The sequence below is a fragment of the Rhizomicrobium palustre genome (assembly GCF_011761565.1).
Classification (GTDB): Bacteria; Pseudomonadota; Alphaproteobacteria; order Micropepsales; family Micropepsaceae; genus Rhizomicrobium; species Rhizomicrobium palustre.
In genome coordinates this window covers 2086621-2110689 of sequence record NZ_JAASRM010000001.1, presented here as the reverse complement: position 1 = coordinate 2110689, position 24069 = coordinate 2086621, and the positions used below count along the sequence as shown (strand labels likewise).

Here is a 24069-nt window from a genome sequence, read left to right as displayed (position 1 = left end):
TTAAAAATCATGTTGCAGTAATTGGGCTTGGCCGTGCGGCTGAGGGTTTCACCCAAGCTTTCTTCGGCAGCGCACAATAAAAAAATGCACGCCGAAAAAATTTTCGGCATCCTAGATCACCCCACACCAGAGGCTTTCATGCGCTATCTGCACACCATGGTCCGCGTTGCCGACCTCGACTCGGCTCTCGATTTCTATTGCAGCAAGCTTGGGTTGCTGGAGGTCCGCCGCATGGAAAGCGAGAAGGGCCGTTTCACACTCGTTTACCTGGCTGCCCCTGCCGACCTGCCCCGCGCCGGCCAAGAAGCCGCTCCGCTTGTTGAGCTTACATACAATTGGGATCCGGAGACCTATAGCGGCGGACGCAATTTCGGCCACTTGGCCTTCGAAGTCGAAAACATCTATGAAACCTGCAAAAAGCTGATGGATGGCGGTGTTCTGATCAACCGCCCGCCGCGCGACGGTCATATGGCTTTCGTACGTTCTCCAGACGGCATCTCGATCGAGTTTTTACAGAAGGGCGAGAGCCTTGCCCCCGCCGAACCCTGGGCCTCCATGCCCAATACGGGGAGCTGGTAGAGGCGATGAATTTTCTCTCCGACAATGCCTACGGAGCGCTGCCAGAGATTGTGGCAGCGCTGTCATCGGCAGCCGCCGGCACCGCGTCCTCCTATGGTGGCGATGACATCACCGCACGGGTCGAATCACGGCTGGCGGAAATTTTCGAGACCAAGCTGCGCGCCTTTGCCGTCATCTCGGGCACGGCGGCAAATGCGCTCGCCTTGGCGACGTTGTGTCCCCCACATGGCGCGGTGCTTTGCGAAGCCCAAGCGCATATTGCGGTGGATGAATGCGGTGCACCGGAGTTTTTCACTCATGGCGCCAAGCTCATCGGTATTGAGGGCCATCACGGCAAGCTGACACCGGCAAGCCTTGAGACGACTCTCGCCCGATTCCATCAGGGCTTTGTGCATCAAGCTCAGCCTGCGGTGCTCTCGCTGACGCAATCCACCGAGATGGGCACGGTCTATAGCCTGGCGGAGATCGCCGCGCTCGCGAAACTGGCCAAGGCACATGGGCTGAAGGTCCATATGGATGGGGCGCGCTTCGCCAATGCGATGGCGCGACTTGGTATCAGCCCAGCGGAAGCTACCTGGAAGGCAGGCATCGATGTCTTGTCCTTCGGCGCGACCAAGAACGGGGCGCTGGGTGCCGAAGCGGTGATCTTCTTCGATCCTGCCTTGGCAGGGGATTTTGAGTACCGGCGCAAGAAATCCGGCCATCTGATTTCCAAGATGCGCTTCGTCTCGGCCCAGCTAGAGGCCTATCTGACGGATGATCTCTGGCTCAAGGCAGCACGCCATGCCAATGGGCTTGCCCAGCATCTGGCCGAGGGCGTGCAAGGTATCGCCGGGGTGGAGATTCTCTATCCCGTCGAAGCCAATGAGGTGTTCCTGCGCCTGCCCACCACTTTGGCCGAGGCACTGCGAAGCGGCGGCGCGCGGTTCTATGATTGGAGCCCGCCAGAGAACGCCAAGAGCACGATCCGGCTGGTGACCTCTTTCGCCACGCCGCCAGAGGATGTCGCGCGGTTCGTAGAACTGGCGTCAAAATAAAAAAAGGCCCGGATTGCTCCGGGCCTTTTTCGTATCCGTGAGAACGGCGTTTAGATGCGGCCGAGCAGATGGACCGTTCCGATCTGCTGGAAGGCGCCGTTGGAGCCCTTCACGAAGTCGAAATTGAGGCCCAGCGTCCAGGCATCGGTGGTCGCCGCCAAGGAGCCGCCGAGCACAAAGGAGCCCTGGCTCGGTTCGGGCCCGGTGAGGGTGAAGGTGTCACCCGCCGTGATCGAATTGGCCGTGATGTTGGCATAGGCGAAGGCCGCTTTGACCTTGGCCGGATCATTGAGGAAGTCATAGCGATAGCCCGCGCGGCCTTCCGGCTGCAGGAAGATACCGCCCAGATCGAGGTCGTAGCGGGCATTGAGGCCGACGAAGGCGCGCAGCGACTTGGCATAGTACTGCTGCACCTTGAGATCGAAGCCATCGCCCACCGTGGTGGTGCCCGGATTCTTCTCGGTATAGCCCTCTTCCCGCAGCAACATGCCATCGAGGTTGATTTGCGGCATCAAGGTGGCGGCGCCATAGGAGAAGGCCGCGCCGGTCACGACGCTGCCCGACACCAACGCGCCGGCATGCTTGTTGTCGGCCTGACGCGAATAGTAGCTCACGCCTGTGCCCGCGGAATTGGGAATACCGAGAAGCTGGACGCGCTTGCCGGTGATGTTGCCATAGCCCGCGTCGATCTTCGTATCGAGGAACAGGCCCTTGCCGCGCCAGCTCGTATAACCGCTGAGCAGATACCACTGCTCGTTGGAATGCGCGTTGCGAGCCAGCTCGTTCACATCACCCTGGTAATAGGTGAGCGCGAGGCCGTACCAGCCGTATTTCGGGCTGCCGCTATCGATACCGAGGGCGAGACCGAAGCCATGATCCTTAAACCCGGAATTGGTCTTGAAGCCGGTGTTGGGATCGATCGCGCCGGTGCCCGGATCTTTCAGCATCTGGACGAATTCCTGGCCCCAGATTGTCATGTCGCCTTGGGTCTTGTCGTACATGCGCAGAGCACGCTGACGCGCCGCCACCGGACCGGTGGCCGAATCGGTGATCGAGATGGCGATGGCGCGGGTGCCGCCCGTGACGTTAGGCGCCATGTTGTTATAGGCCGCCGCCGCCTGTTTGGTGTTGGTGATGCCGTTGACAAAGGCCGCGCCAAGATCGTTGTCGATACCGAGCGCAAGATTGGCCTGCTCGAACAGCGTGGTCGCCTTGCCGTTGGCGGTGGTCGTCGCCTGGGTGGCGATGCTGCCCGCGGTCAGGCCCAGTTCGGAGGCATTCTTCATCGCCACGTTAATCAGCAGCGCATCCTGGGTGGAGGGCAGGCTTGCCGGACGGGCGCAATTGGCGTCGTTCTGGGTCGAGCACATCGACGCCGTTTTGAGCAGGAAGGGTGTGCGCAGGTTGTTTTGCGAATCGCGCGCGTTGTTGAAGTTCGCGATCACGGTCGGGCTGATCTGGAGCTGGCCCTTATTGGCCGTCATCAGCACGAACTGATTGGTGCCCTGGGGCACATAGCTCTGATAGCTCGCCGTCAAGGTCGCGTCATCGGCAAAGGTCACCGATTGGGCCGCGAGCACACCGTTCTGGGTCAAGGAGCGCGAAACGCCGAGGTTGAGCGTGCCGCCGGTATTCACCGTCACCTGCGTCGCATTCATCGCCGTTGCGGCGTTGAGAAGGTTCAGCGTGCCATGGGTGTCGATATCGACCTGCACGCCCGCGCCGCGCACGCTTTCCAGCGTGTTCACCTGTCCGGTGAGGACCGCGTAATTGCCGATATGCAGCTTATCGCCCGAGGTCGAACCGCCCGCGATCATGCCATAGGTGACATTGCCGGTGACGGTGGACAGAAGGCTGGGGCCGTTGCCGACGAGATCGAGCACCTGATTGTTGCCGGTGCCGAAATAGATGTCGCCGACAATGGTGGCCGCGCGGTTGGACGAGGAATAGTTCTTGATCGAGGTAGAGGCCGATGACGGCGAAGAGGCGCTGCCGCCCAGCTTGATGGCGATCGCCGTCTGCTGGTTGTTGTCGAGGGCCGAGATAGTCCCGTTTGTCGACGCCTGATAACCCGCCGACGCCGAGATGGTGCCCGAGTTCACGATGCTGGTGAGCGTGCCCGAAGAATCCCAGATCGCGAAAGCGGCGACCGGATTGTTGGAGCCGTACGCGCCCGAAAGGGTGGCATCATTGGTGGTGACGCTGGCCGCGATGGTGCCCGTGTTGATGATCGACGGAACCGTGGCATTGCCGCTGATGACCAGCGCCTGGGCGATGCCGCCGCGCGTGCCCGTCACACTGGCGACAATCTGACCTCCGCTCGAGGCGCTGCCGAGGCCGGAATTCACCAGCGCCGCCTGGTCACCCGGCACCGTCGTGCCCGTGCCAGCGAGCTTGCCGCCGGTATTGGCGCTGAGCTGGACGTAATCGCCGACGAACAGACCCGTGGCCACCAATTTATTGGAAGCGCCGGTCGTGCCGGAGCTGACGGCATCCGCACGCATGGTACCGGAATTGAAAATACCGCCGGTGAATACCGTCTGCGCCGTGCTGGAACCGCCAGAGATCGACATCGCCGTGGTGGATTTGTCGTAATTGGTATAGCTCGCGGTGATGCCGCCACGGTTATAGAAGCTGAAGCCCGGATTGGCCGTATCGGCGCTGTAAACCCCGATCACTGATCCATTGGTACCCGCGAAAATCGACACCGCAGGGCCCGCCCCTTGCGCGGTGATCGAGCCCGTCGCCGCCGAGGCACCCGTGCTGGTGGGCCCAAGAATCTCGATACCCTTCAGCACCGAGGCCCCAATAGAAAGGGCCGGACCGGCTTCCGCATTCGTGGTGGTGTTGATCTTCTGCGTATAATTGAGGGTCTGATTGGCCAGCACCGAGGAGGTCACCGAACCGCCCAGTGTCATGCTGCCGGTGATGCCATTGCCGCCGATGAACAAGGCCGTCGCGCCGTGGCCATAGGCGTTGATCGCGCCGGTGTTGTCGAGAATGAAATTGCCGTCGATGGTGCCGTAGCTCGCCACGCCGACCATGCTGGTAGAAGTGTTGGTGGTGGTGGCGGCAGTAGCCGTGACCACGCCGGAAATCTGCAGATTGCCCTTCAGCGTGCCAAAGGTGTTGGCGCTGTTGCCGATCTGGATGCCCGTACCCTTGTCGCCGCTGACAGCAAGCGTGGAACCGGCGCCGACCTGGACATTGCCGGTATAGCTGCAGCTACCGCTGGAGGTGCAGCCCGTGGAATCGAGATAGAGGCCGATTTTGCCGGTATTGCTGCCCGTGACCGAGACGCTCGAACCGGAGTCGAGGTAGATGCCCGTGCCGGCAATGGTGGCGCCGGAGGAGTTCTGGAATGTCGCGCCATGCAGATCGGGGTTGGTCGACAGATCGACACGGATCGCAGAGGCGTTGTCCTTGTCCTTGTTGGTGATCGTCCCCTGTACCAGGGCATAGCTGTTGTCGTTGATCGTCAACGCGCCCTGGCTAGCCACGGAGGCCCCGATAGAACCGCCGCTCTTGATGATGATGTTGCCCGCTTTTTCCTGACCGGTATTGCTCGAGGCCTTAGCACCCGTGGTGTAGGCGTCGGATTTAGAGCTATCGATCGTAGTATCGGCCAAGCCCGCGCCGGTGAGCAGGGCGACGGCGGCGGTGGAGAGCATCAAACTGCGCTTGCTCAAGGGTTTACCTCTTCCTCATGGCCAAGGGTCCGGGTACGCTGGCGACGGTCGCCCCGGGTTTTATGTCTCAAAGCTTTGCGATTACCCAGTCCCAACCGCAGGCCCGCGAACTTTACATAGTTTCGCAGACATGACCTAGCGTTGCCCGCTGATAAAGGCAAATTTCTCGTTTTTAATCAGCTATTAGCCTCTCGGCCCAAAGATGCCATTCCGGGACAGAAGGTTAACGGCACGGTAGAAAAACAGCAATGGATGGCGTCCGAAAGGTCATTGCCAAGCTTACCCAGAAAGAGGCCTCGGCCGCGGCAGCGCGCCACGAGATGCTCTATTCTGGTCGCTTGGGCGGGGCCAGAGCGGTTTTCGCCTTCACCGATCTTACCGGGATCGACTTTTCCGGCCGTAACCTCGCCGATGCAGATTTCACCGGCGCCATTCTCTCCGAAACCAATTTCGCCAAGACCCGCCTGGATTCCGCGAGCTTCTTCGGAGCTGATCTTAGACGCGCGAATCTGACGCAAGCCTCGCTTCGCCGAGCCGATCTGAGGGGCGTGTCCTTGCGCGGCGCCAATCTGACAGGCGCCGACCTCTTCGAGGCCGACTTGCGCGAAGGCACCATTGCCCAGAAGGAGCGCAGCGGAAATCTGAGGGTCATGCAGCACGATATCGGGCCCTCCGAATTACCCGAGGCCTTGCTGCGCCACGCCAATCTCGAGCGTGCCAAGATGAACGGTGCAATCGCGGTGCAGGCCGATTTCTCCGACGCCATCATGAAAAATGCCCGCCTGGTCCGGGCGAATTTGCGCCAGGCCTGCCTCGTGGGTTGTAACCTCGAAAATGCGGACCTCTCGGGCTGCAATCTCGCCGGGGCCAATCTGTCGGGCTCGGTACTGGTCGGGGCCAAGCTCGATTTCGCGGTGATGGATGGGGCCGATCTCTCCAATGTCTTGACCGCCAAGATGGTCGGGCCCGATCCCGGCAAGCTGCCCATGAATCTGGAAGCCATGCTCGATGCCCATGCCAAATGGGCCGAGAGCGAGGGGCGCGAGGGCATGCCCGCCGATCTCTCAGGCTTCGATCTGCGCGGCCTTGCAGGGATGAATGCCCGCCAGCTCACCGCCCTGACGGCCAAGGGCTCGATCTTTTATGGCCTCGACCTGGAGGGGGTGTCGCTTCAGGGTTCGAGCCTGCAAAACGCCGATCTGCGCTCGGTCCGGCTCTGCGGCGCCGACCTTCGGGGGGTCAATCTTTCCGGTGCGAAGCTGACGCGCTCTGATCTGCGCGATGCCAAGCTCGGGCCTCTGGTCTTGGACAGCGAGCGCCTGCTGGCGGCGCGGCTGGACGGGGTGGAAGCGCGCTATACCGATTTTCGCGGCGCGGATATGCGCGGGGCGAGCCTGAAGAACGGTGATTTCTCCTACGCCAATCTCACCGATGTCCATTTCCGCGATAACGCGCTCGGCGGCGCCAAATTCCCCGGCGCACGCCTGTCGCGAGAGTTCCGCGAGGCGCTGGCGAACCTGCCCCCTACACCCTGAGCCTGCTTATTTCGCGGCGACGTAGGTTTCGGCCCGGGGCGCTGTCCGCTGGCGGACGAATTGACCAAGGCGCTGCAACGACACCCTCGCCTCCGGCACATGACTGTTGGCCTGGAAGACATGCTGCATGCCGTCATAGATCTCGACGCTCACCGGCACACCCGCTTCTGCTGCCCGGTCACCTAAGCGCGAGGCATCGTCCTTCAGCATTTCCAGCGAGCCCGCATGCACCATGATGGGCGGGAAATCCTTGAAATTGGCGAAGACCGGCGAGGCATAAGGATCGGCCGGAGAGGATTTCTTGAGGTAATGGCGCGCGCTGACGAAGAGAAGTTCCCAGGACAGCGCGGTGTCGTCCCGAGCGTTGTTCATCACGCTCCAGCCCGAGAGGGTGAGGTCAGCCCAAGGCGACATGGCAAGGCAGCCCGCGGGCATCGTCAGCCCGGCATTGCGAATGGCGAGCAGCACCGAGAAAGCCAATCCGCCACCCGAGCCAGACCCCGCCAAAACGATGGAAGACGGAGAAACACCGCGCGCCGTCAACTGGCGATAGGCATCAAGCCCATCGCGCACCGCGGCGGGAAACGCAAATTCCGGCGCCAAGCGATAGGCGAGTGAAAACGCGGCGGCTTCGGAGGTGTGGGCGAGTTTCGCCACCAGCGCGCGATGCGATTCCGGCGAGCCGGCGATGTAGCCGCCGCCATGGAAATAGAGGATCACACGGCCGGCAGAGGCGTTGCTGGTCTTCACCCACTCGCCTTTGACGGGACCAAGGCTTGCCTGCTCGAAAATCGCTTCGCGCGGAACCGCGCCAAAGCGGTCGGACAAGTAAGTATATTGGCGGCGTAATTCGGCGATGTCGGTATCAGCTTCCACCGCGCGCGGCTTGGCCATACGCGAATAGCGATCAAAAAAAGAGCTTTGCCAGCTAGGCATTTGCACGCACCCAGACCTCGCCGACAGGTGTACTCCAAGCTGCATCGCAAAAAAAGAAGAGCCGGGAAAAGCCCGGCTCTTCGGTTAACAAAAAAGGGACGCTGGCGTTACGCAGCCCGGCCCTCGAGGGTCTTCACCTCTTGGGAGGCAAACTCGGGCGCATTAATCGCAATGCGGCGGGGCTTCTTCTCCTCGGGGACGACGCGCTCAAGATCGATGTGCAGGAGCCCGTTCTCAAGGCGGGCGGCACGCACTTCCACATGCTCGGCAAGCTGGAAGCGGCGCTCAAAGCTGCGCCCGGCGATGCCCTGATAGAGGAAGGCACGCGGCTGAGTTTCGCTTTCATTGCCGCGCTGGCCTGTGACGGTGAGAACGCCTTCCTTCACTTCGATGGAAAGATCCTTCTCGCCGAAGCCCGCGACGGCCAGGGAAATCCGGTAATGGGTCTCGTCGGACCGCTCGATATTGTAGGGGGGATAGCCGTTCGACTGCTCGGTGTAGCTGTCCATCAGATCAAAGAGACGGTCAAAGCCAACGGTAGAGCGGAACAGCGGGGAAAAATCGAAGCTACGCATGATTCAAACCTCCTAAGAAGCGTTTGCCAAAGCGGCCCTGCCCATGGGGCCAGGACCAATTTTGAGGACCATTTTCCTGCCGGGAGCCCTATGGGCCTCCCGACAAATCTTAGGTGGGAAGGTCCCCGCCCCGTTTCAAGGGGGGATTGGGGATCAGAAGCGTGAAAAAATACCGACACCCAAAAGGTGCAAGACGCCCAGGAGCCAGCACAGCCCCACCACGCCATAGCTTATGACGGCGATTTGGTGCGGGGTGAGGTCCAGCCCTGTTCCATCCACAATCAAGCAACGCACCCAAGCACCTTCCTCGCGGTTGGCGGGGTTGCGCCAGCGTCCGTTACGCAAAAGGTTCTCAAGATTGTTGAGAATGCAGGCGCCCCGATTCAGTGGCCAATGCAGCACCATCAGCGGGACAAAAAAGACATAGACAACAAGCCCCGGCCGGAAAGCCCAGGCGGTCAGGCTGTAAACAACCACCAAAATATGCACGGCGAAAAAAACGCGGCCGAGGAGATCGCGCGGATGAGCCACAATGCCCCCTGTTGCTCGTTCCTGTGGGTTTCGAGCATGCCTGTTGTGCAGGCGCCGCACAAATGCTCAATTAGCCCCAGTTCGTGCACCGGCCCTGCCGAGCTGGACTCTTATCGAAATTCAGGAAGAACTCTCATGGACGCGCGGGTTGCGGAAATCATCACGGCGATGGGAAGCCATTTGGGGACCAATTCAGGCCTGGGCGGAACGCTGAAATTCGAATTCGGCGATCCGGGCAGCGTTTTCATTGATGGCGTTTCCGAGCCGAACACGGTGAGCGATGGCTTGGGCAAGAACGCCGATTGCACCATCACCATGAGCCTTGAGACTTTCGAGAAGCTGATCGCGCGCCAGCTCGACCCCACCAGTGCCTTCATGCAGGGCAAGCTGCGAGTCGCGGGCGATATGGGCCTGGCCATGAAGCTCGGACCGCTCCTGCAGCGCTCAGCAGGCTAAACGCGGCAACGATTGACGCTGTCACACTCCCCGGGCTTTTCTAGCGGTCTCGGGGGGAGTGTCATGGCGCAGTTCGATTTCAAATTCATCTCGGCCAGTGATGGGCGCCGCCTGCGCACCGGCGTATTCGCGCCCGAACGCCCGCGCGGACGCGTGGCGGTGCTGCTCTCGGGCCAATCCGAGTTCATCGAGAAATATCTCGAGGTGATCGGCGAGCTGAATGCGCGCGGCTTCACCGTGGCGACGTTCGATTGGCGTGGCCAAGGCGGCAGCGCACGCGCCCTCACCCAGCCCCTGAAAAGCTATGTCGGCGATTTCGCTGAATATGATGATGATCTTCAAAGCTTCATGGCGGAGGTAGTCGCACCCATAAGCGCCACAGCGCCATTGGTGCTGGCCCATTCCATGGGCGGACACATGGCTTTGCGCGCCTTGCACGACCAGCCGGGGATGTTTTCACGCGCGATGCTGGTGGCACCTATGGTCGGCATTTCAACGCGCGGCTATCCCGGATCACTCGCGCGCGCCATGACGGCACTGCAAACCTTCGCCGGAAAGGGCCGCGAATTTGCCTGGGGCATGGCGGAGCGTGATCCCTTTTTGATCGATTTCTCCCGCCAGCTTTGCACCAGCGATAGCGCGCGTTTCGAGCGGACCCAGAAAATTTTGCGCGCCCATCCCGAATTACGGCTGGCCGGGCCGACCTGGGGCTGGATCGAGGCGGCCTATCGCTCGATGAAGCGGCAATCCGAGGCGGGCTATGCCGAGGCGATCAGGACGCCAACCTTGGTGTTTGGTGCAGGCAAGGACCGGATTGTATTGACCGAAGCGGTGCGCCGCTTCGCGAGCCGCTTGCCGAACGGACGCTATGTCGAAATCGCGGACGCCGAACACGAAATCCTGATGGAAGCCGACGCGATACGCGAAGAGTTCTGGCGGGCGTTCGACGGGTTTATGGGATAAAGCGATCTACTTCTTGCCCACGATCAGCGCGTTGATGGAGCGCTCGAGGTTTTTGCGGGCGCGGGTTTCTAAAGCGCGGAACTCCGCCGAGCCGTAGATGTAGACCCGGTCGGAAAAGCTGCGCAAAAGCTTGAAGCGTTCGGCGCGATAGGCGGCATCATCGAGATAGGCATATTCGCGGCGAATCTGCGCCTCATATTCCGAATAGCGCGGCTCACCCGCAGCAAGGATGGCAAGATCGATATCGGCCACCAGCCGCTCATATACATCGATGGTGATCGCGCCGTGCTTGGTGGCGAGGATCATCTTTTCGACCTGATCGGCGAGCGGCGTCTTGCCCAGAATCTCCCGCGCCCAGGCGGCGCTGCGCTCTTCATTGTCCTGGCGCTGAGGATCGTAGATCGCATCATGAAACCACAGCGCGATCGCCACCGCGGGCGGAGCATTGCGCACGGTTTTCAAATGCCCGAGGCATTCGTTGATGTGCTGCAGCGTGTGATAGGCACGATGGGGCTCGCGATAGCGGTCGCACAGCGCCTCGAACACGCCTTTGGGCGCGGTCACTTTGGCGGCAGCAAAAGCGCGCTGGAACTGGTCTTTTAAGAGAATGAGAAGGTGGTCGCTCATCCTGCGAGATACCTCAGCGCTTCTTCATGCACGCGTTTATCGCCGGAAGCCACAACACGACCACCTTCGGCGCAAGGCCCGCCCTTCCAATCGGTGATAACGCCGCCAGCCCCTTCCACGATGGGAATAAGGGCCTGAATGTCCCAGGCCTTGAGGCTCGCTTCCACAATCACATCGACAAAGCCCATGGCGAGAAGGCCATAAGCGTAACAATCCCCGCCGAAACGCGACATCATGGTGGCATTGGACAGCTGACGGAAGGCGGTCTGCTCGGCGTCGTCGAAATAGGCCCAGGGATGGGTGGTCATCAGCACCGCCTTGGACAGGCTTTCGCAAGGGCGTACGGCAAGCTTGGTGACTCCGGCGGGGCTGTGCAGCTCGGCGCCATCCTTGGTGCCCATGAAGCGCTCGCGGGTGACGGGCTGATCCATCACACCCAGAGTGGGATAGCCATTCTCGTTCAGCGCGATCAGCGTGCCCCATTGGGTCTGGCCGGTAATGAAGGCGCGGGTGCCATCCACAGGATCGATCACCCAGGTACGGCCATTCGAAGAGGGCTTCGCGGGAAATTCCTCGCCCAAGATGCCGTCTTCAGGCCGCTCGGCTTCGAGCAGTGCCCGGATCGCGACCTCACCCCCCTTGTCAGCGGCAGTAACGGGATCGAACATCTCGGCTTTCGCGGCACCTTTATCGATGACATCGATTTTTGCCCGGAAATAGGGCCGGATGACCTCTCCCGCCGCATCGGCAAGACGGTGCATGAGGGCAATATCGGCGGGACTGGGCATGATCTGATTCCTTGGGCGTGCCGTATAGTCTTAAAGCACGGATGAATGCGGAAGAGGACCCATGGCAGAAGAAAGCGTCAAGTTTGTCGTTGTCACGGGGGCTTCCACAGGAATCGGCAAAGCAACCGCGGCGGCGCTGTTGAGGAAGGGATTTTCCGTCTTTGGCGCGGTGCGCAAGCGCGAGGACGGCGCGCGGCTGGTTGAGGAATTGGGCCCCCGTTTCACGCCGCGGTATTTCGATGTCACCGACGTCGAGGCGGTGGGATCGGCCGCGCTGCAGGTCCGAGAGGCCTTACAGGGCGCGCCGTTATTGGGGCTTGTTAATAATGCGGGCATCGCGGTGGGTGGACCTGTGCTGCATCTGCCCATCGCCGATTTCAGGCGCCAGCTTGAGGTGAACCTCACCGGCCAAGTGATCGTGACCCAGGCCTTCGCGCCTTTGTTGATGGGTAAGAAGCCAGGACGGATTGTGATGATGTCGTCCATCGGCGGCGAGAACGCGGTGCCGTTTCTGGCGCCCTACCACACCTCCAAATTCGGCCTCGAAGGACTTTCGGAAAGTTTGCGGCGCGAGCTGATGATCTTCGGCATCGATGTGATCGTGATCGCGCCGGGCGCGATCGACACCCCGATCTGGGACAAGGCCGAGGCGGAGGATTCGAGCCCTTACGCGGCAACGCCTTTCGCCCCTGGCCTTCAGAAACTGCGCCTGCTGATGCGGCAGCTCAAAGAAAAGGGTTTAAAACCCGAGCGCGTCGGCGAGTTGGTAGCTAAGGCGCTGACCGCGAAACATCCCAAAATACGCTATGAAATCGTGCCCGACCCCATTGTGCATGCCCTGCAAAAGCACATCCCCAAACGCCTCGCCGATAAGTTCTACGCTGCCGCACTGGGGCTAAAACGGGAGGATTGAATCAAAAACGAAAATGGCCGGGTCGCCCCGGCCATTTCCTTATCCATTATCCGATGCCTTAATCGGCGCTCGAACGCTCGGCGCGCTTGCGATCATTGGGATCGAGCACGCGCTTACGCAGGCGGATCGACTGCGGCGTGACTTCCACCAGCTCGTCATCCTCGATATAGGCGATGGCCTGTTCCAGGGTCATCGGCACGATCGGGGTGAGACGCACCGCTTCGTCCTTGGAGGTGGTGCGGATGTTGGTGAGCTGCTTGGCCTTCAAGGGATTGACGATCAGATCGTTATCCTTGGCGTGCTGGCCGATGATCATGCCTTCATAGATCTTGGCACCCGGCACCACGAAGAGCTTGCCGCGTTCTTCGAGATACCAGAGGGAATACGCTACCGCTTCGCCCTGGCCGTTGGAGATCAAGACACCGTTGAGCCGCCCCTGGATCGGGCCCTTATGGGGCGCGTAGGAATGGAACATGCGGTTGATCACGCCGGTACCGCGGGTATCGGTGAGGAACTCGCCGTGATAGCCGATCAGGCCGCGCGAGGGCGCCAGGAAGGTCAGGCGCGTCTTGCCGGCGCCGGTCGGGCGCATATCCGTCATTTCGCCCTTACGACCGGAGATCTTCTCGATCACCACGCCGGTGTAAGGATCATCGACGTCGATGGAGACTTCTTCGATCGGCTCCAGACGCTCGCCGGTTTCCGGGTCGGTCTGATAGAGCACGCGCGGGCGGCTGATGGAGAGCTCGAAGCCTTCGCGGCGCATGGTTTCGATCAAAACGCCGAGCTGGAGTTCGCCGCGGCCCGCCACTTCGAAGGCGCCTTCGCCAGTCTCGGTGATACGGATGGCGACATTGCCTTCGGCTTCGCGCAGGAGGCGGTCACGGATGACGCGGCTCTGCACCTTATCGCCTTCACGGCCCGCATACGGAGAATCGTTCACCGCCAAGGTCATGGCCAAGGTCGGCGGATCGATCGGATGGGCGGCAATCGGCTCTTCCACGGTCACATCGCAGAGGGTGTCGGCGACGGTGGCGTTCTGAAGGCCAGCAATGGCGATCAGGTCACCAGCCTCGGCGCGTTCCACCGGCACGCGGGCCAGGCCGCGGAAAGCCAAAAGCTTGGTGGCGCGAGCGCGTTCCACGACGGTGCCGTCACGGTTCAGCGCCTTGATCTGGCGGTTGACGGTGATGGCGCCGGATTCGATGCGGCCCGTCAGGATGCGGCCGAGGAAGTTATCGGCCTCCAAGGTCGTGACCAGCATGGTGAAGGGGAACTCATCGCCCGCCTTGGCAATCGGCTTCGGCTTGGGAACATCTGCGACAATCCGGGCAAACAAAGGCGAAAGGTCTTTGCGTTCATCCTCGAGACTGGCCACCGCCCAACCCTGACGGCCGGACGCGTAGAGGACATGGAAATCGAGCTGATCATCATTGGCTTCCAGCGCCAGGAAGAGATCGAAGATCGATTCCAGGGTTTCTTTCGGCTGGGCGTCCTGGCGGTCGATCTTGTTGATCACCACGATTGGCTTCAAGCCGAGCTTCAGGGCCTTCGACAGCACGAATTTGGTCTGCGGCATCACCGCTTCGGCGGCGTCCACCAGGAGCACCACGCCATCGACCATCGACAGGATACGCTCCACCTCGCCGCCGAAATCGGCGTGGCCGGGGGTATCCACGATGTTGATGCGGAAGTTCTCCCACTCAACGCTCGTGCACTTGGCGAGAATCGTGATCCCGCGCTCGCGCTCGAGATCGTTCGAATCCATAGCGCGTTCAGCCATGTGCTGATTGTCGCGCACGGCCCCGGATTGCTTCAAAAGCTGATCAACCAGAGTCGTTTTGCCGTGGTCGACGTGCGCAATAATTGCGATATTTCGGATGTCCATTGTGCGCGGCTTATAGCGGCGCGAAAGCGCATCGGCAACCAATTCTCAGAATTCCGGCGCGGTCTTTGGGTCCCAGGGTGCGCGGATGTGGTAAACTGCCCCCTTAGCGCGCGGCGAAAGACCAAAACCCCTGAATATCATCAGAGCCTTGGCGGATTCTGCCACAGCAATGTCATGATCCGTTCGCCCCGCCGGAAGAGAGCAGATTTGTCCCACCCGGACCGCCGGATCGCGCCTTGGACTGCGTTAAAGGGGATTTGCGGATTTACAACCACGCCTCGCAGGGACGATGACGATTGCGTGAAATATCCGTTCCGCCGCGTTTCCCGCCAGCGGCGATATGATAGGAGACCGCGCGGGAACGTTCTTGTACTACAATTGGCAGGCGGGCGTGATGCCACCGAACCGTTTGCCTTACGCGCCGGGTCGAAAGCATGAATATGAGATACTCTCCCATTCTTCCCGACCAGAGCGCGCGCCCCAAGCCCTTCTATACCCGCCCGCGCGTGATCCTGGGGGTCGCGATCCTCGTTATTGCTACTGTGGGCGCCTATGCCGTCTTCGGCCCAGGCGGGAAAAAGGACCGGGGCCGTCCGCCCGCCATGGTGGTAACCGCGACCGCCGCCGCCAAAGACGTCACGGTGGTGGAGCATACGGTGGGCACCGTGATGGCCAACGCCACCGTCTCTGTGACGGCGCAGGTCACCGGCCAGCTTCTTAAGGCCCATTTCCAGGAAGGCCAGATCGTCAACAAAGGCGATCTTTTGTTTGAGATCGACCCGCGCTCCTTCCGGGCGGCGCTTGAACAAGCCCAGGCCACGCACGCCAAGGACAAGGCCCAGGCCGAAAACGCGGTGGCGACCAAGAAACGCTATGACGCCCTTTTCGCCGCCAATGCGATTTCCTCCCAGCAGCGCGACACCTCCGATGCCGCCGCTAAATCGGCGCTGGCCACGGTGGATGCGGACCGCGCTGCGGTGGATGCCGCCAAGCTCAATCTCGATTACACGCAAATCCGCTCGCCGGTGAACGGCAAAACGGGCGCCATCCTGATCCAGCCGGGCAATCTCATCACCGCCAACACCACCGCCAATCCTTTGGTCGTGATCACCCAGATCGAGCCGGTGAAGGTCTCTTTCGCGCTGCCGCAATCGGATTTGCCCGCCATTCAGGCCCGCGACAAAGCCGGTAAGCTCTTCGCGATGATCGACAACCACAAGCCGGGCACACCAAAGCTCAGCGCTAGAGTGAATTTCGTCGGCAATCAGGTGAGCAGCACCACAGGCACCATCGAGCTCAGAGCCGATTACGACAACAAGGATCATCAGCTTGTGCCGGGCGCGCAGGTCGATGTAGATGTCGCGCTGGGCAATATCCCCAAAGCCACCGTGGTGCCGCGCGAGGCCGTGAATGACGGCCCCAATGGGCGCTATGCCTTTGTGGTAGGCGCCGACATGACTGCCCAGATGCGCCCCGTCACGGTTCTGTTCGATGACGGAACCAATATGGCGGTGAAAGGCGTCAAGCCGGGCGAGAAGGTCATCACCGACGGACAGCTCAGGGTTCTTCCCGGCGCCAAGGTCGCATTCGCCAAGGCCCGCGGCGGCAAATCGAACAAACCGGCACACGCCCAATGAACATCTCGCGCCCCTTTATCCTGCGCCCCGTGATGACGACCCTCGTCATGGCGGCGATGGTGATCTTCGGCATCTTCGGCTATTCGACCCTGCCGGTCAGCGAGCTTCCGAGCGTCGACTATCCCACCATCCAGGTGAGCGCGAGCCTGCCGGGCGCCGACCCGCAGACCATGGCCTCCTCGGTCGCCACCCCGATCGAAGCCCAGCTTTCGCAGATCGCGGGCATCGACTCGATGACCTCGTCTTCGAGCCTGGGCTCTACCCAGATCACCATCCAGTTCAAGCTGGACCGTAATATCGACGCGGCGAGCCAGGATGTGCAGCAGGCCATCTCTGCGGTGATGCGCAAGATGCCGACGCAGATGAAGACGCCGCCCACCTTGCGCAAGGTGAACCCGGCGGATGCTCCGATCCTGTTCCTGGCGATGAGCTCTTCAACCCTGCCCATCTCCAAAGTCTCCGAATATGCCGAGACCATCCTGACGCGGCAAATTTCCGTGCTCGATGGCGTGGCACAGGTAAGCGTGTTCGGTTCGGCGCGCTATGCGGTGCGCATTCAGGCCAATCCCGCCGCCATGGCCTCGCGCCAGATCGGCATCAACCAGCTTGCCGACGCGGTGAACAACACCAACGTCAATCTCGCCACCGGCTCGATCAACGGCAATACGCGTTCGGCGGTGATCGATGTCGACGGCCAGCTCATGAACGCGGCCGCCTTCAAGCAGCAGATCGTCGCCTATCGGGGTGGCGCGCCGGTGCGCCTCGGCGATGTCGCCACCGTATCCGACAGCCTGGAAAACATCCGCAACGCGAGCTGGTTCAACGGCAAACGCGCCATCACCTTGGCCGTCTTCCGTCAGCCGGGCGCCAACACCATCCAGGTGGTGGATGAGATCAAGAAGATCGTACCGCAATTTCTGGAGCAGCTCCCGGCCTCGGTCGAACTGAATGTCGTGTTCGACCGCTCCTCCTCCATCCGCGCGTCTGTGGAAGACGTGCAATGGACCCTGGTCATCGCCGCGATCCTGGTGGTGGCGGTGATCTTCGTTTTCCTGCGCACGTTTTCGGCCACCATCATTCCTTCGCTTGCCCTGCCCATCGCGGTAATCGGCACCTTCGCGGGCATGAGCTTCCTCGGCTACAGTCTCGACAATCTCTCCTTGATGGCGCTGACGCTCTCGGTCGGCTTCGTGGTGGACGATGCCATTGTCATGCTCGAGAACATCGTGCGCCATGTCGAAAAAGGCGAGACGGCTTTCGACGCCGCCCTGAAAGGCGCGGAGGAAATCGGCTTCACCATTTTGTCGATGACCGTATCGCTGGCGGCGGTGTTCATTCCGGTGCTGTTCATGGGCGGCATCGTGGGGCGCCTGCTGCACGAATTCGCCGTCACCATCGTGCTTGCCATCGTCATCTCGGGCATCGTGTCCGTGACCCTGACGCCGATGCTGTGCAGCCGCTTCCTGAAAGACCAGCATACCAGCGAGGCCAAGCCGAACCGCTTTCTTACCTGGAGCGAGAACGCCTTCCAGCGCCTGCAGACGGGCTATGAGACCTCGCTCGCCTGGGCCATTTCCCGCAGCAAGCTGATCTTTGTGGTCTTCCTGGGCACGCTGGTCGCCACCGTCGTGCTCTTCATGGTCAGCCAGTCCGATTTCATACCCTCTTCCGATATCGGCATGATCCAGGCCTCCACCGAAGCGGCCAACGGCACCGGCTATCCGCAAATGGTGAAATACCAGGAGAAGCTCTCCAGCGTGATCTGGGCTGATCCCAATATCGCAGGCGCGATGAGCTCAGTGGACGGCAACAATACCGGCCGCATGGTGATGCGGCTGATCCCGCGCGGCGAACGCAAATCCGCCGACGATCTGATCCAGGACTTCCGCAAGAAGACCGGCAACATTCCGGGCCTCAACGTGTTCTATCGCAACCCGCCCAGCATCAATATCGGTGGCATGCGAACCAACTCGCAGTACCAATACTCGCTGCAAGACCTCGATATGAACGAGCTGCAGGACGTGACGCAGAAACTGACGGCAGCGCTGCGCCAGGAGCCGGGTTTTCAGGATGTCGATAACGATCTGCGCCTGACCACTCCGACGGTGCAGGTGACTATCGACCGCGACCGTGCCGCCTCGCTCAGTGTCACGCCGCAAGCCATCGAAACCGCACTGGGCGCAGCCTATGGCGGCCAGCAAATCTCGCAAATCTATGGTACCTCGGACCAATACCAGGTCATCATGGAGCTGGAACCGCGCTATCAGGCCGACGCCACCACCTTCAGCCAGCTCTATGTCACCTCCACCACCGGCATGCTGGTGCCGCTAACGGCGGTCACGAAGATTTCGAGCACGACGACGCCTTTGAGCGTCAACCATGTGGGCCAGCTTCCCTCGGCCACCATCTCGTTCAACCTTGCACCGGGCACGGCTCTTTCCAACGCGGTATCGTCCATCGCGCGGGTGAAGGAGCAGATGAATATTCCGGCCTCGATCCAGACAAGCTTCCAGGGCACGGCGAAAGCCTTCCAAAGCTCGATGAGCAACATCAACGTGCTGCTCTTCATCGCCATCATCGTGGTCTATATCGTGCTCGGCATTCTCTATGAGAGCTTCATCCACCCTCTGACCATTCTTTCCGGTCTGCCGTCCGCGGCGGTGGGGGCGCTTCTGACACTTCTGCTCTTCGGTGTGCCCTTAAGCCTTTACGCGTTTGTCGGCATGATCATGCTGATCGGTATCGTGAAGAAGAACGCCATCATGATGATCGACTTTGCGCTGGCGCGTCAGCGCGGTGAAGGGGTCGATCCGGCCAAAGCGATCTATGAAGCCGCCGTGGTGCGCTTCCGCCCGATCATGATGACCACCATGGCCGCGCTAATGGGCACGCTGCCGATCGCCATCGGGCTTGGTGCAGGCTCAGAGGCGCGCCGCCCCTTAGGCCTCGCCGTGGTGGGCGGGCTGATGGTCAGCCAGCTTCTGACGCTCTACATCACGCCGGTGATCTATATCTATATGGACCGGCTGGGCGCCTGGATCGGGGGCGGCAAGCCCGCGCCTCAGCCCGCCGAGTAATACGCGTCGCGGCGGGAGAGGCGATCGATCACACCGATCCCCAAAAGGCCGAGGAAGAAGCCGCCCATATGGGCTTCCCAGGCAATGGCTTGGCCCTCGAAGCCGGTGAGCCCGAAAATGAGGTTGGTGAGGAGCCAGAGCGCGCTCACCGTCAATAAGGGGCGGCTGAAAAGCGGCACCAGCCGCACGCCTTGGGGCGTTCCTGGCCAATGGATCAGGCGAAACGCGGCGCCCATCAGGCCCGAAACTCCACCCGACGCCCCCAGAATAGCGATTGAGGAACCCCAATGCAGCGCCAGATGGGTCAATGCGCCGGCAATGCCACAAGCGAAAAACAGCAACAAAAACAGGCCCGTGCCATAGCGGCGGGCCACCGGAGCACCAAACACCAAAAGCCAGAGGCAGTTGAAGGTCAGGTGCAGCGTGCCGCCATGCAGAAACATATGGGTGACGAGCGGCCATAGCCCTTCCGCCGTAACACCATTGGCGAGCCGTTCCGGCACAAAGACGAGGCTATCCCAGAAGCTTTCCGGCCAGGGCCCATACAAAAATGCCAGATGGGCGGCGATCAGCACCCCGATCAGCCAGAGCACGCTGGCGGGCGCTTGCAAAAACGGCTCGCGCGGCGGGGCGGCTTGCAAAAAGGCCATTCGGGGTTCCTTTGGGACAGGTCAGGTCTGTTTCATATAGGAACGCGCGGGGCATTTGCACGGCGCTTGGCACCAAGTTGTGCCAGGCGAGCGGACAATCGGGGCGATTCTCCCGCCAAAACCCCGTCTTCCGTACCGATATGGGACGTGGGAAGGCCAAAGCGGGGCAAATCGGCTGGCATAGGGGTTGCTCATAGAGGCGTGAGACTTATGGACGCCCCGCCATGCCGTTCCGCTTCAGGCACCTTCTTCTGGCAACTGCCGCCGTCATTCAGGCGGGCTGGGCAGCCGATTACAATTCCGCCGCCAGCTACAACAGCCCCTATGGCATGAATGCTGGGCAGGAAAATCAGGCGATCAACCCGAGCCTGCGCGACGGCAACGGCAATCTGACGGTGGTCAACGGGCAGTTCACCTCCTCCAGCTTCTCGCACCAGACCGGCGTGCAGACGATGGGCACGATCAGTTCCTCGAGCCTCGCCGGACTGGGCACTGGCGCCGGCACCACCTATGGCACCGCCTCGGCAATCGGTAACTCGCTCAATGTCGTCACCGTGGGCAACAACAACACGGTGGTCGTCAATTCGAACCAGATCAACAACGGCAATCAGACGGCCACGGTGGCCATCAATGGGAGCAAAGCCCAATGACATCGCGCGCGCGCAAATATCTCTATCGTAGCCTTGCCGTTGCCGCGGTTGCTGTCGGGCTTGCCGGTTGCGTGAGTCCGGTGCCGGGTGAAACCGGCCGCTATACCCTGCCGATTGGCGGCTCGCCGGTGATCTCCAACGAGACGCCCTATTCCACCGCGCTGCGCTGCCTTGGCCGTTATACCTTGCAGCGGCCGTTGCGCATCGCCGTCGGCCAGATCGCCGATTACACCGGCAAATATGAAAGCGACAATTCGGGCCGCAAGCTCACCCAGGGTGCCGCCCTGATGGAAATGAGCGCGCTCGCCAAGGCCGGCGTGCCGATGGTGGAACGCTTCGACACCTCTGTTGCCGAGATGGAGCTGAAATACGCCAACAACAAGCTGATCGGCGATGAGAAGACCCCTGGCGATTTCCGCAAAATTCTCGCGGGCTCGATCCCCGGCTCGGATTACTACATCGTCGGCGGCATCACCGAGCTCAACTTCAATGTCCGTTCCATGGGCGCTTCGGGCAATGGCGGCGGCACCGCTTCCAACGCTCTCAAAGGCACCGCGGGTGCTTCGCTCTATGTGATGAATGTCGGCATCGATCTGCGCCTCGTCGACACCAACACCCTCGAAGTCGTGGACGTGATCTCCTATCAGAAGCAGATTATTGGCCGTCAGATTTCCGCCGGTGTGTTCGACTTCCTCGGCCAGACCTTCTTCGATGCCTCGCTCGGCGAAAGCGCGCTGGAGCCGATCCAACTCGCGGTGCGCTCCACGCTGGAACGCGCCACCCTCGAAATGATTTCGCGCCTCTATCGCGCGCCGCAGTCTTCTTGCGGCGGTACCATCAACACTGCGAGCGATCCGCTCGCCGACCGTCATACCCAGACTGCCCAGAACTCTGTCGGCCAGAACCAGGAGATTTCCAATGAGAAAGCCCGCCAAGATCCTTATCGCTGGGTCAATGCTAGCACTGATGCTCAGCCCGGCCTGCGCCGACAGCTCGACCAGTAATACGGCTGGCAGTCAGATCCTGAATGGTCAGGTGAACTTCCAGAACGCGATCTCTGTGATGCAGGCTGGAATCACCAATGTCGGCGGCGATGTCGCGGTGCAATCGAGCGCGGCGGGCAATGCGGTGGACATCACCACCATGAACGACACCGAAGTGCAGACGAGCCAGTACAACAACGCGGCGGAGATTTCCTCCACCACCACCGCGGCGATTACGAACGTCGCAGGCAGCGTCGGCGTCGTGAACCAGGCAGTGTGCAACAGCGCGAGCGTCTCCACCGATCCTTCGCTCACTGCGGTGACCAATTACCAGGAATGCGCGGCGAAGGACCCGACCGCGACCGCCACCGTGGCCGTCAACAATATCGGCGGCAATTTCAGCCTCGCCAATTCAGCCATCGGCAACACGCTGCAGGCCGATACCAACGCAGCCAACATGCCGATCAATAACAAGCAGATCAACAGTTCGGCCATCGTGGCGGCCACCGGCGCCACCGTCAGCAATGTTGTCGGTTCGGTCGGCGTTAGCTCTAGCGCGGTCGGCAACAGCGCCCAGATCATCCACTACTCAACCAATCCCAACTGAATGCTGTGATGCGCCTCCCGGGGGCGGTTTCGAGGCGCTCTAGGGAAAGAGGGAAGGCCGGCGGGCTTTCCCTCTTTTCTTTTGGCCCTCTTTTCTTTTGGCCCTCTTTTCTTTTCAGGCTTGGCTCAGCCATGATGGCGTGACGGCTGGAAAGGAAGAACACGATGCTCAGGAAGATTTTGTGTGCGGCGCTTCTGATCGTAGCTCCGGCCAGCGCCGCGCCCCAAACCGAGAAGCTTTTATCGACCGACAAGACCGTTACCGGCCAGCCCATTGTCAGCCCCGACCATCCCACCGTGCTCGCCACCATGCTGACCTTCCAGCCGGGCGACAAAACGGTCGTGCACAAACATGCCTATCCGCATTACGGCTATATGCTGGAGGGTGTTTTGACCCTGACCAATGTCGAAACCGGCAAGGTGTTCGAAATCAAGGCGGGCGAGTTCCTGGTCGAGATGCAGAACACGGCGCATTACGGCGAGAACCGGGGCAAAGTGCCGGTCAAGATACTGATCGTGGACAGCGTGCCCGAAGGCGTCACCTCCAACGCCGTGCCGGTTCAGCCTTAATCGAAAATCGGCGGATAGGGATGCCAGCGGCCTTCATGATCGCGTATTTTCCAGCCGCCATCAGTCTTTTCGACGTCTCGTGATTCCAGCGGCACCTTGGCAAAGCCGCCCGGGATATCGAGTACATAGGTTGGAATGGCCATGCCCGAAAGCCGCGCCCGCAACGCCCGCATCAAGGTGAGCCCTTCATCGATCGAAACGCGGAAATGCGAGGTACCGGGCGCCAGATCAGGATGGTGCAGGTAATACGGTTTGATGCGACATTCCAAAAAGGCGCGCATCAGGGCTTCCATGGTCGAAATCTCGTCATTGACGCCGCGCAGGAGCACCGTCTGGCTGACAACGGGAATGCCCGCATCGATCAGTTTGGCGATGGCGCGGCGCGCCTCTTCGGAGAGTTCGCGCGGATGATTGACATGCACCGCGATCACCGTGGCGGCGCCGGGCGCATGCAGCGCGGCAATCATTTCATCGGTGATCGCGGCGGGATCGACCACCGGCACGCGGGTATGCCAGCGCAGCATCTTCACATGCGGGATGGAGCCGAGCTCCTGGCCGACCTTGGCGATACGGCGCGGCGCCAGCACAAAGGGATCACCGCCCGTCAGCACCACTTCCCAGATCTCGCCATGGCTGCGGATATAGCTGAGCGCCTTGTCGAAGGTTTCCGGCAGGAGCGCGGTATCGCCGCCAGGGCCGACCATCTCGCGCCGGAAACAGAAGCGGCAATAGACAGGGCAGGAATGCACCAGCTTGAAAAGCACGCGGTCGCGATGGCGGTGCACAATGCCGGGCGCGGGCGAATGGGTGTCATCCCCGATAGGATCGCCCATTTCCTCATCCGTGCACAAAAGCTCTTCCTCAGAAGGAACGAATTGGCGCGCGATGGGATCAAAAGGGTCCTGGCGATCGATCAGCCCGACCACGGCTTCGGTCAGCGACACCGCATAACGCTCTGCCACGGGTTCCAGCCCAGCGAGACGGTCTTCGGCGATGAGGCCGGCCTCAGCGAGCGTGTAAATGGACTTCACGTCAGTCATGGTGGTGGCAGCAGGTTTCGGTGTGAGCTTTAGGAACAAGAGCGGCAATAACGCCGGTAACAGGAAGGCCGAGATCTTTTTGGCCGTGCCAAGTGATCTCCGTCCCGCTTGTGTACAGCGTGGAGGCGGCCATTGTTAGTGCGTTTTGCAGCGCCTGAATGGCGTCAGCTCCGCCGACCCTAAGGATATGATCGTCGCCGAGCCCGGTAATGCGGAAATGACAGAAGGTGTTGCCGCCGACATCAACCGGCGCGGCGAGTTCAAGGATCACCGGGCCCGCGGCAGACGAAAACTCACGGCGCGCGATCACCGCCCCCAATTCGCGTTCCGACATAATCT

Annotated in this window: 22 protein-coding genes; 12 read left to right on the top strand and 10 right to left on the bottom strand. The window is 61.0% G+C overall.

All coding sequences use genetic code 11. From position 1 onward, the window contains the following. The first annotated feature begins 138 nt into the window (after window positions 1-138). Window positions 139-579 carry a VOC family protein gene (locus FHS83_RS09420; protein ID WP_167085378.1) on the top strand — a complete coding sequence of 147 codons (441 nt, stop codon included), beginning with the start codon at window positions 139-141 and terminating at the stop codon, window positions 577-579. Between the two features lie 5 nt (window positions 580-584). Beyond that, the gene (locus FHS83_RS09415; protein WP_167082720.1) at window positions 585-1616 is read left to right on the top strand and encodes a threonine aldolase family protein; all 1032 of its coding nucleotides are present in this window, start codon (window positions 585-587) and stop codon (window positions 1614-1616) included. Between the two features lie 50 nt (window positions 1617-1666). Here the strand turns inward: FHS83_RS09415 and FHS83_RS09410 are convergent, their stop codons facing one another. Continuing rightward, on the bottom strand, window positions 1667-5305 hold the full coding sequence (locus tag FHS83_RS09410; RefSeq protein ID WP_167082719.1) for an autotransporter outer membrane beta-barrel domain-containing protein: 3639 nt from the start codon (window positions 5303-5305) through the stop codon (window positions 1667-1669). Between the two features lie 248 nt (window positions 5306-5553). On the opposite strand from FHS83_RS09410, the gene FHS83_RS09405 reads away from it, so the two are divergent. Then, complete coding sequence (locus tag FHS83_RS09405) at window positions 5554-6840, top strand: pentapeptide repeat-containing protein (protein WP_167082718.1); 1287 nt, start codon at window positions 5554-5556, stop codon at window positions 6838-6840. Between the two features lie 6 nt (window positions 6841-6846). Here FHS83_RS09405 and FHS83_RS09400 read toward each other — a convergent pair whose 3' ends face one another. From FHS83_RS09400 to FHS83_RS09390, 3 genes are all read right to left on the bottom strand, one after another. Further along, window positions 6847-7776 (bottom strand): alpha/beta hydrolase, encoded by a 930-nt coding sequence (locus tag FHS83_RS09400; protein ID WP_167082717.1) that lies wholly within the window; start codon window positions 7774-7776, stop codon window positions 6847-6849. A gap of 107 nt (window positions 7777-7883) precedes the next feature. Further along, entirely contained in the window at window positions 7884-8351 is a 468-nt protein-coding gene (locus FHS83_RS09395) for an Hsp20 family protein (protein ID WP_167082716.1), read from the bottom strand. Window positions 8352-8504: 153 nt separating this feature from the next. Beyond that, window positions 8505-8882 (bottom strand): hypothetical protein, encoded by a 378-nt coding sequence (locus FHS83_RS09390; protein ID WP_167082715.1) that lies wholly within the window; start codon window positions 8880-8882, stop codon window positions 8505-8507. Window positions 8883-9017: 135 nt separating this feature from the next. Here FHS83_RS09390 and FHS83_RS09385 point away from each other — a divergent pair, with 135 nt between their 5' ends. Beyond that, window positions 9018-9338, top strand: a complete 321-nt coding sequence (locus FHS83_RS09385) for an SCP2 sterol-binding domain-containing protein (protein WP_208414355.1) — start codon at window positions 9018-9020, stop codon at window positions 9336-9338. 63 nt (window positions 9339-9401) lie between these two features. Next, on the top strand, window positions 9402-10301 hold the full coding sequence (locus tag FHS83_RS09380) for an alpha/beta fold hydrolase (protein WP_167082714.1): 900 nt from the start codon (window positions 9402-9404) through the stop codon (window positions 10299-10301). A gap of 6 nt (window positions 10302-10307) precedes the next feature. On the opposite strand, the gene FHS83_RS09375 is transcribed toward FHS83_RS09380, so the two are convergent. Both FHS83_RS09375 and hisN read right to left on the bottom strand, forming a co-directional pair. Further along, complete coding sequence (locus tag FHS83_RS09375; RefSeq protein ID WP_167082713.1) at window positions 10308-10928, bottom strand: HD domain-containing protein; 621 nt, start codon at window positions 10926-10928, stop codon at window positions 10308-10310. Continuing rightward, window positions 10925-11716 carry a histidinol-phosphatase gene (gene hisN, locus FHS83_RS09370; protein ID WP_167082712.1) on the bottom strand — a complete coding sequence of 264 codons (792 nt, stop codon included), beginning with the start codon at window positions 11714-11716 and terminating at the stop codon, window positions 10925-10927. Before hisN ends, FHS83_RS09375 begins: the two co-directional genes overlap by 4 nt. Before the next feature lie 61 nt (window positions 11717-11777). On the opposite strand from hisN, the gene FHS83_RS09365 reads away from it, so the two are divergent. Continuing rightward, window positions 11778-12629, top strand: coding sequence for an SDR family NAD(P)-dependent oxidoreductase (locus FHS83_RS09365; protein ID WP_167082711.1), 852 nt, complete (start codon window positions 11778-11780; stop codon window positions 12627-12629). A 58-nt stretch (window positions 12630-12687) separates the two neighbouring features. On the opposite strand, the gene typA is transcribed toward FHS83_RS09365, so the two are convergent. Then, window positions 12688-14517, bottom strand: a complete 1830-nt coding sequence (typA, locus tag FHS83_RS09360) for a translational GTPase TypA (RefSeq protein WP_167082710.1) — start codon at window positions 14515-14517, stop codon at window positions 12688-12690. A gap of 434 nt (window positions 14518-14951) precedes the next feature. Here typA and FHS83_RS09355 point away from each other — a divergent pair, with 434 nt between their 5' ends. Together FHS83_RS09355 and FHS83_RS09350 are read left to right on the top strand one after the other, a co-directional pair. Beyond that, window positions 14952-16154, top strand: a complete 1203-nt coding sequence (locus FHS83_RS09355) for an efflux RND transporter periplasmic adaptor subunit (RefSeq protein WP_167082709.1) — start codon at window positions 14952-14954, stop codon at window positions 16152-16154. Next, complete coding sequence (locus tag FHS83_RS09350; RefSeq protein ID WP_167082708.1) at window positions 16151-19231, top strand: efflux RND transporter permease subunit; 3081 nt, start codon at window positions 16151-16153, stop codon at window positions 19229-19231. Before FHS83_RS09355 ends, FHS83_RS09350 begins: the two co-directional genes overlap by 4 nt. On the opposite strand, the gene FHS83_RS09345 is transcribed toward FHS83_RS09350, so the two are convergent. Continuing rightward, window positions 19216-19881 carry a rhomboid family intramembrane serine protease gene (locus FHS83_RS09345; protein WP_167082707.1) on the bottom strand — a complete coding sequence of 222 codons (666 nt, stop codon included), beginning with the start codon at window positions 19879-19881 and terminating at the stop codon, window positions 19216-19218. The genes FHS83_RS09350 and FHS83_RS09345 overlap by 16 nt on opposite strands. Window positions 19882-20105: 224 nt before the next feature. On the opposite strand from FHS83_RS09345, the gene hfaA reads away from it, so the two are divergent. The 4 genes from hfaA (at window position 20106) to FHS83_RS09325 (ending at window position 22690) form a co-directional block, all read left to right on the top strand. Next, window positions 20106-20531 carry a holdfast anchoring protein HfaA gene (gene hfaA / locus FHS83_RS09340; protein WP_167082706.1) on the top strand — a complete coding sequence of 142 codons (426 nt, stop codon included), beginning with the start codon at window positions 20106-20108 and terminating at the stop codon, window positions 20529-20531. Continuing rightward, on the top strand, window positions 20528-21535 hold the full coding sequence (gene hfaB, locus FHS83_RS09335; protein ID WP_167082705.1) for a holdfast anchoring protein HfaB: 1008 nt from the start codon (window positions 20528-20530) through the stop codon (window positions 21533-21535). The genes hfaA and hfaB overlap by 4 nt, the downstream gene beginning before the upstream one ends. Then, window positions 21498-22121, top strand: coding sequence for a hypothetical protein (locus FHS83_RS09330; RefSeq protein ID WP_167082704.1), 624 nt, complete (start codon window positions 21498-21500; stop codon window positions 22119-22121). The genes hfaB and FHS83_RS09330 overlap by 38 nt, the downstream gene beginning before the upstream one ends. 164 nt (window positions 22122-22285) lie before the next feature. Next, window positions 22286-22690 carry a cupin domain-containing protein gene (locus FHS83_RS09325; RefSeq protein ID WP_167082703.1) on the top strand — a complete coding sequence of 135 codons (405 nt, stop codon included), beginning with the start codon at window positions 22286-22288 and terminating at the stop codon, window positions 22688-22690. Here FHS83_RS09325 and FHS83_RS09320 read toward each other — a convergent pair. Next, complete coding sequence (locus tag FHS83_RS09320; protein ID WP_167082702.1) at window positions 22687-23730, bottom strand: lysine-2,3-aminomutase-like protein; 1044 nt, start codon at window positions 23728-23730, stop codon at window positions 22687-22689. The genes FHS83_RS09325 and FHS83_RS09320 overlap by 4 nt on opposite strands. Next, window positions 23723-24064, bottom strand: coding sequence for a DUF6968 family protein (locus FHS83_RS09315; protein WP_167082701.1), 342 nt, complete (start codon window positions 24062-24064; stop codon window positions 23723-23725). The genes FHS83_RS09320 and FHS83_RS09315 overlap by 8 nt, the downstream gene beginning before the upstream one ends. Window positions 24065-24069: the final 5 nt, after the last annotated feature.

Bases quoted from the DNA above. Each gene is read 5' to 3' on its own strand.
- FHS83_RS09320 (WP_167082702.1), bottom strand. From the start codon at position 23,730: ATGACTGACGTGAAGTCCATTTACACGCTCGCTGAGGCCGGCCTCATC.
- FHS83_RS09405 (WP_167082718.1), top strand. From the start codon at position 5,554: ATGGATGGCGTCCGAAAGGTCATTGCCAAGCTTACCCAGAAAGAGGCC.
- FHS83_RS09330 (WP_167082704.1), top strand. From the start codon at position 21,498: ATGCTCAGCCCGGCCTGCGCCGACAGCTCGACCAGTAATACGGCTGGC.
- FHS83_RS09395 (WP_167082716.1), bottom strand. From the start codon at position 8,351: ATGCGTAGCTTCGATTTTTCCCCGCTGTTCCGCTCTACCGTTGGCTTT.
- hisN (WP_167082712.1), bottom strand. From the start codon at position 11,716: ATGCCCAGTCCCGCCGATATTGCCCTCATGCACCGTCTTGCCGATGCG.
- FHS83_RS09365 (WP_167082711.1), top strand. From the start codon at position 11,778: ATGGCAGAAGAAAGCGTCAAGTTTGTCGTTGTCACGGGGGCTTCCACA.
- FHS83_RS09415 (WP_167082720.1), top strand. From the start codon at position 585: ATGAATTTTCTCTCCGACAATGCCTACGGAGCGCTGCCAGAGATTGTG.
- FHS83_RS09385 (WP_208414355.1), top strand. From the start codon at position 9,018: ATGGACGCGCGGGTTGCGGAAATCATCACGGCGATGGGAAGCCATTTG.
- FHS83_RS09400 (WP_167082717.1), bottom strand. From the start codon at position 7,776: ATGCCTAGCTGGCAAAGCTCTTTTTTTGATCGCTATTCGCGTATGGCC.
- hfaB (WP_167082705.1), top strand. From the start codon at position 20,528: ATGACATCGCGCGCGCGCAAATATCTCTATCGTAGCCTTGCCGTTGCC.
- FHS83_RS09380 (WP_167082714.1), top strand. From the start codon at position 9,402: ATGGCGCAGTTCGATTTCAAATTCATCTCGGCCAGTGATGGGCGCCGC.
- FHS83_RS09350 (WP_167082708.1), top strand. From the start codon at position 16,151: ATGAACATCTCGCGCCCCTTTATCCTGCGCCCCGTGATGACGACCCTC.
- typA (WP_167082710.1), bottom strand. From the start codon at position 14,517: ATGGACATCCGAAATATCGCAATTATTGCGCACGTCGACCACGGCAAA.
- FHS83_RS09355 (WP_167082709.1), top strand. From the start codon at position 14,952: ATGAATATGAGATACTCTCCCATTCTTCCCGACCAGAGCGCGCGCCCC.
- FHS83_RS09345 (WP_167082707.1), bottom strand. From the start codon at position 19,881: ATGGCCTTTTTGCAAGCCGCCCCGCCGCGCGAGCCGTTTTTGCAAGCG.
- FHS83_RS09420 (WP_167085378.1), top strand. From the start codon at position 139: ATGCGCTATCTGCACACCATGGTCCGCGTTGCCGACCTCGACTCGGCT.
- hfaA (WP_167082706.1), top strand. From the start codon at position 20,106: ATGCCGTTCCGCTTCAGGCACCTTCTTCTGGCAACTGCCGCCGTCATT.
- FHS83_RS09315 (WP_167082701.1), bottom strand. From the start codon at position 24,064: ATGTCGGAACGCGAATTGGGGGCGGTGATCGCGCGCCGTGAGTTTTCG.
- FHS83_RS09375 (WP_167082713.1), bottom strand. From the start codon at position 10,928: ATGAGCGACCACCTTCTCATTCTCTTAAAAGACCAGTTCCAGCGCGCT.
- FHS83_RS09325 (WP_167082703.1), top strand. From the start codon at position 22,286: ATGCTCAGGAAGATTTTGTGTGCGGCGCTTCTGATCGTAGCTCCGGCC.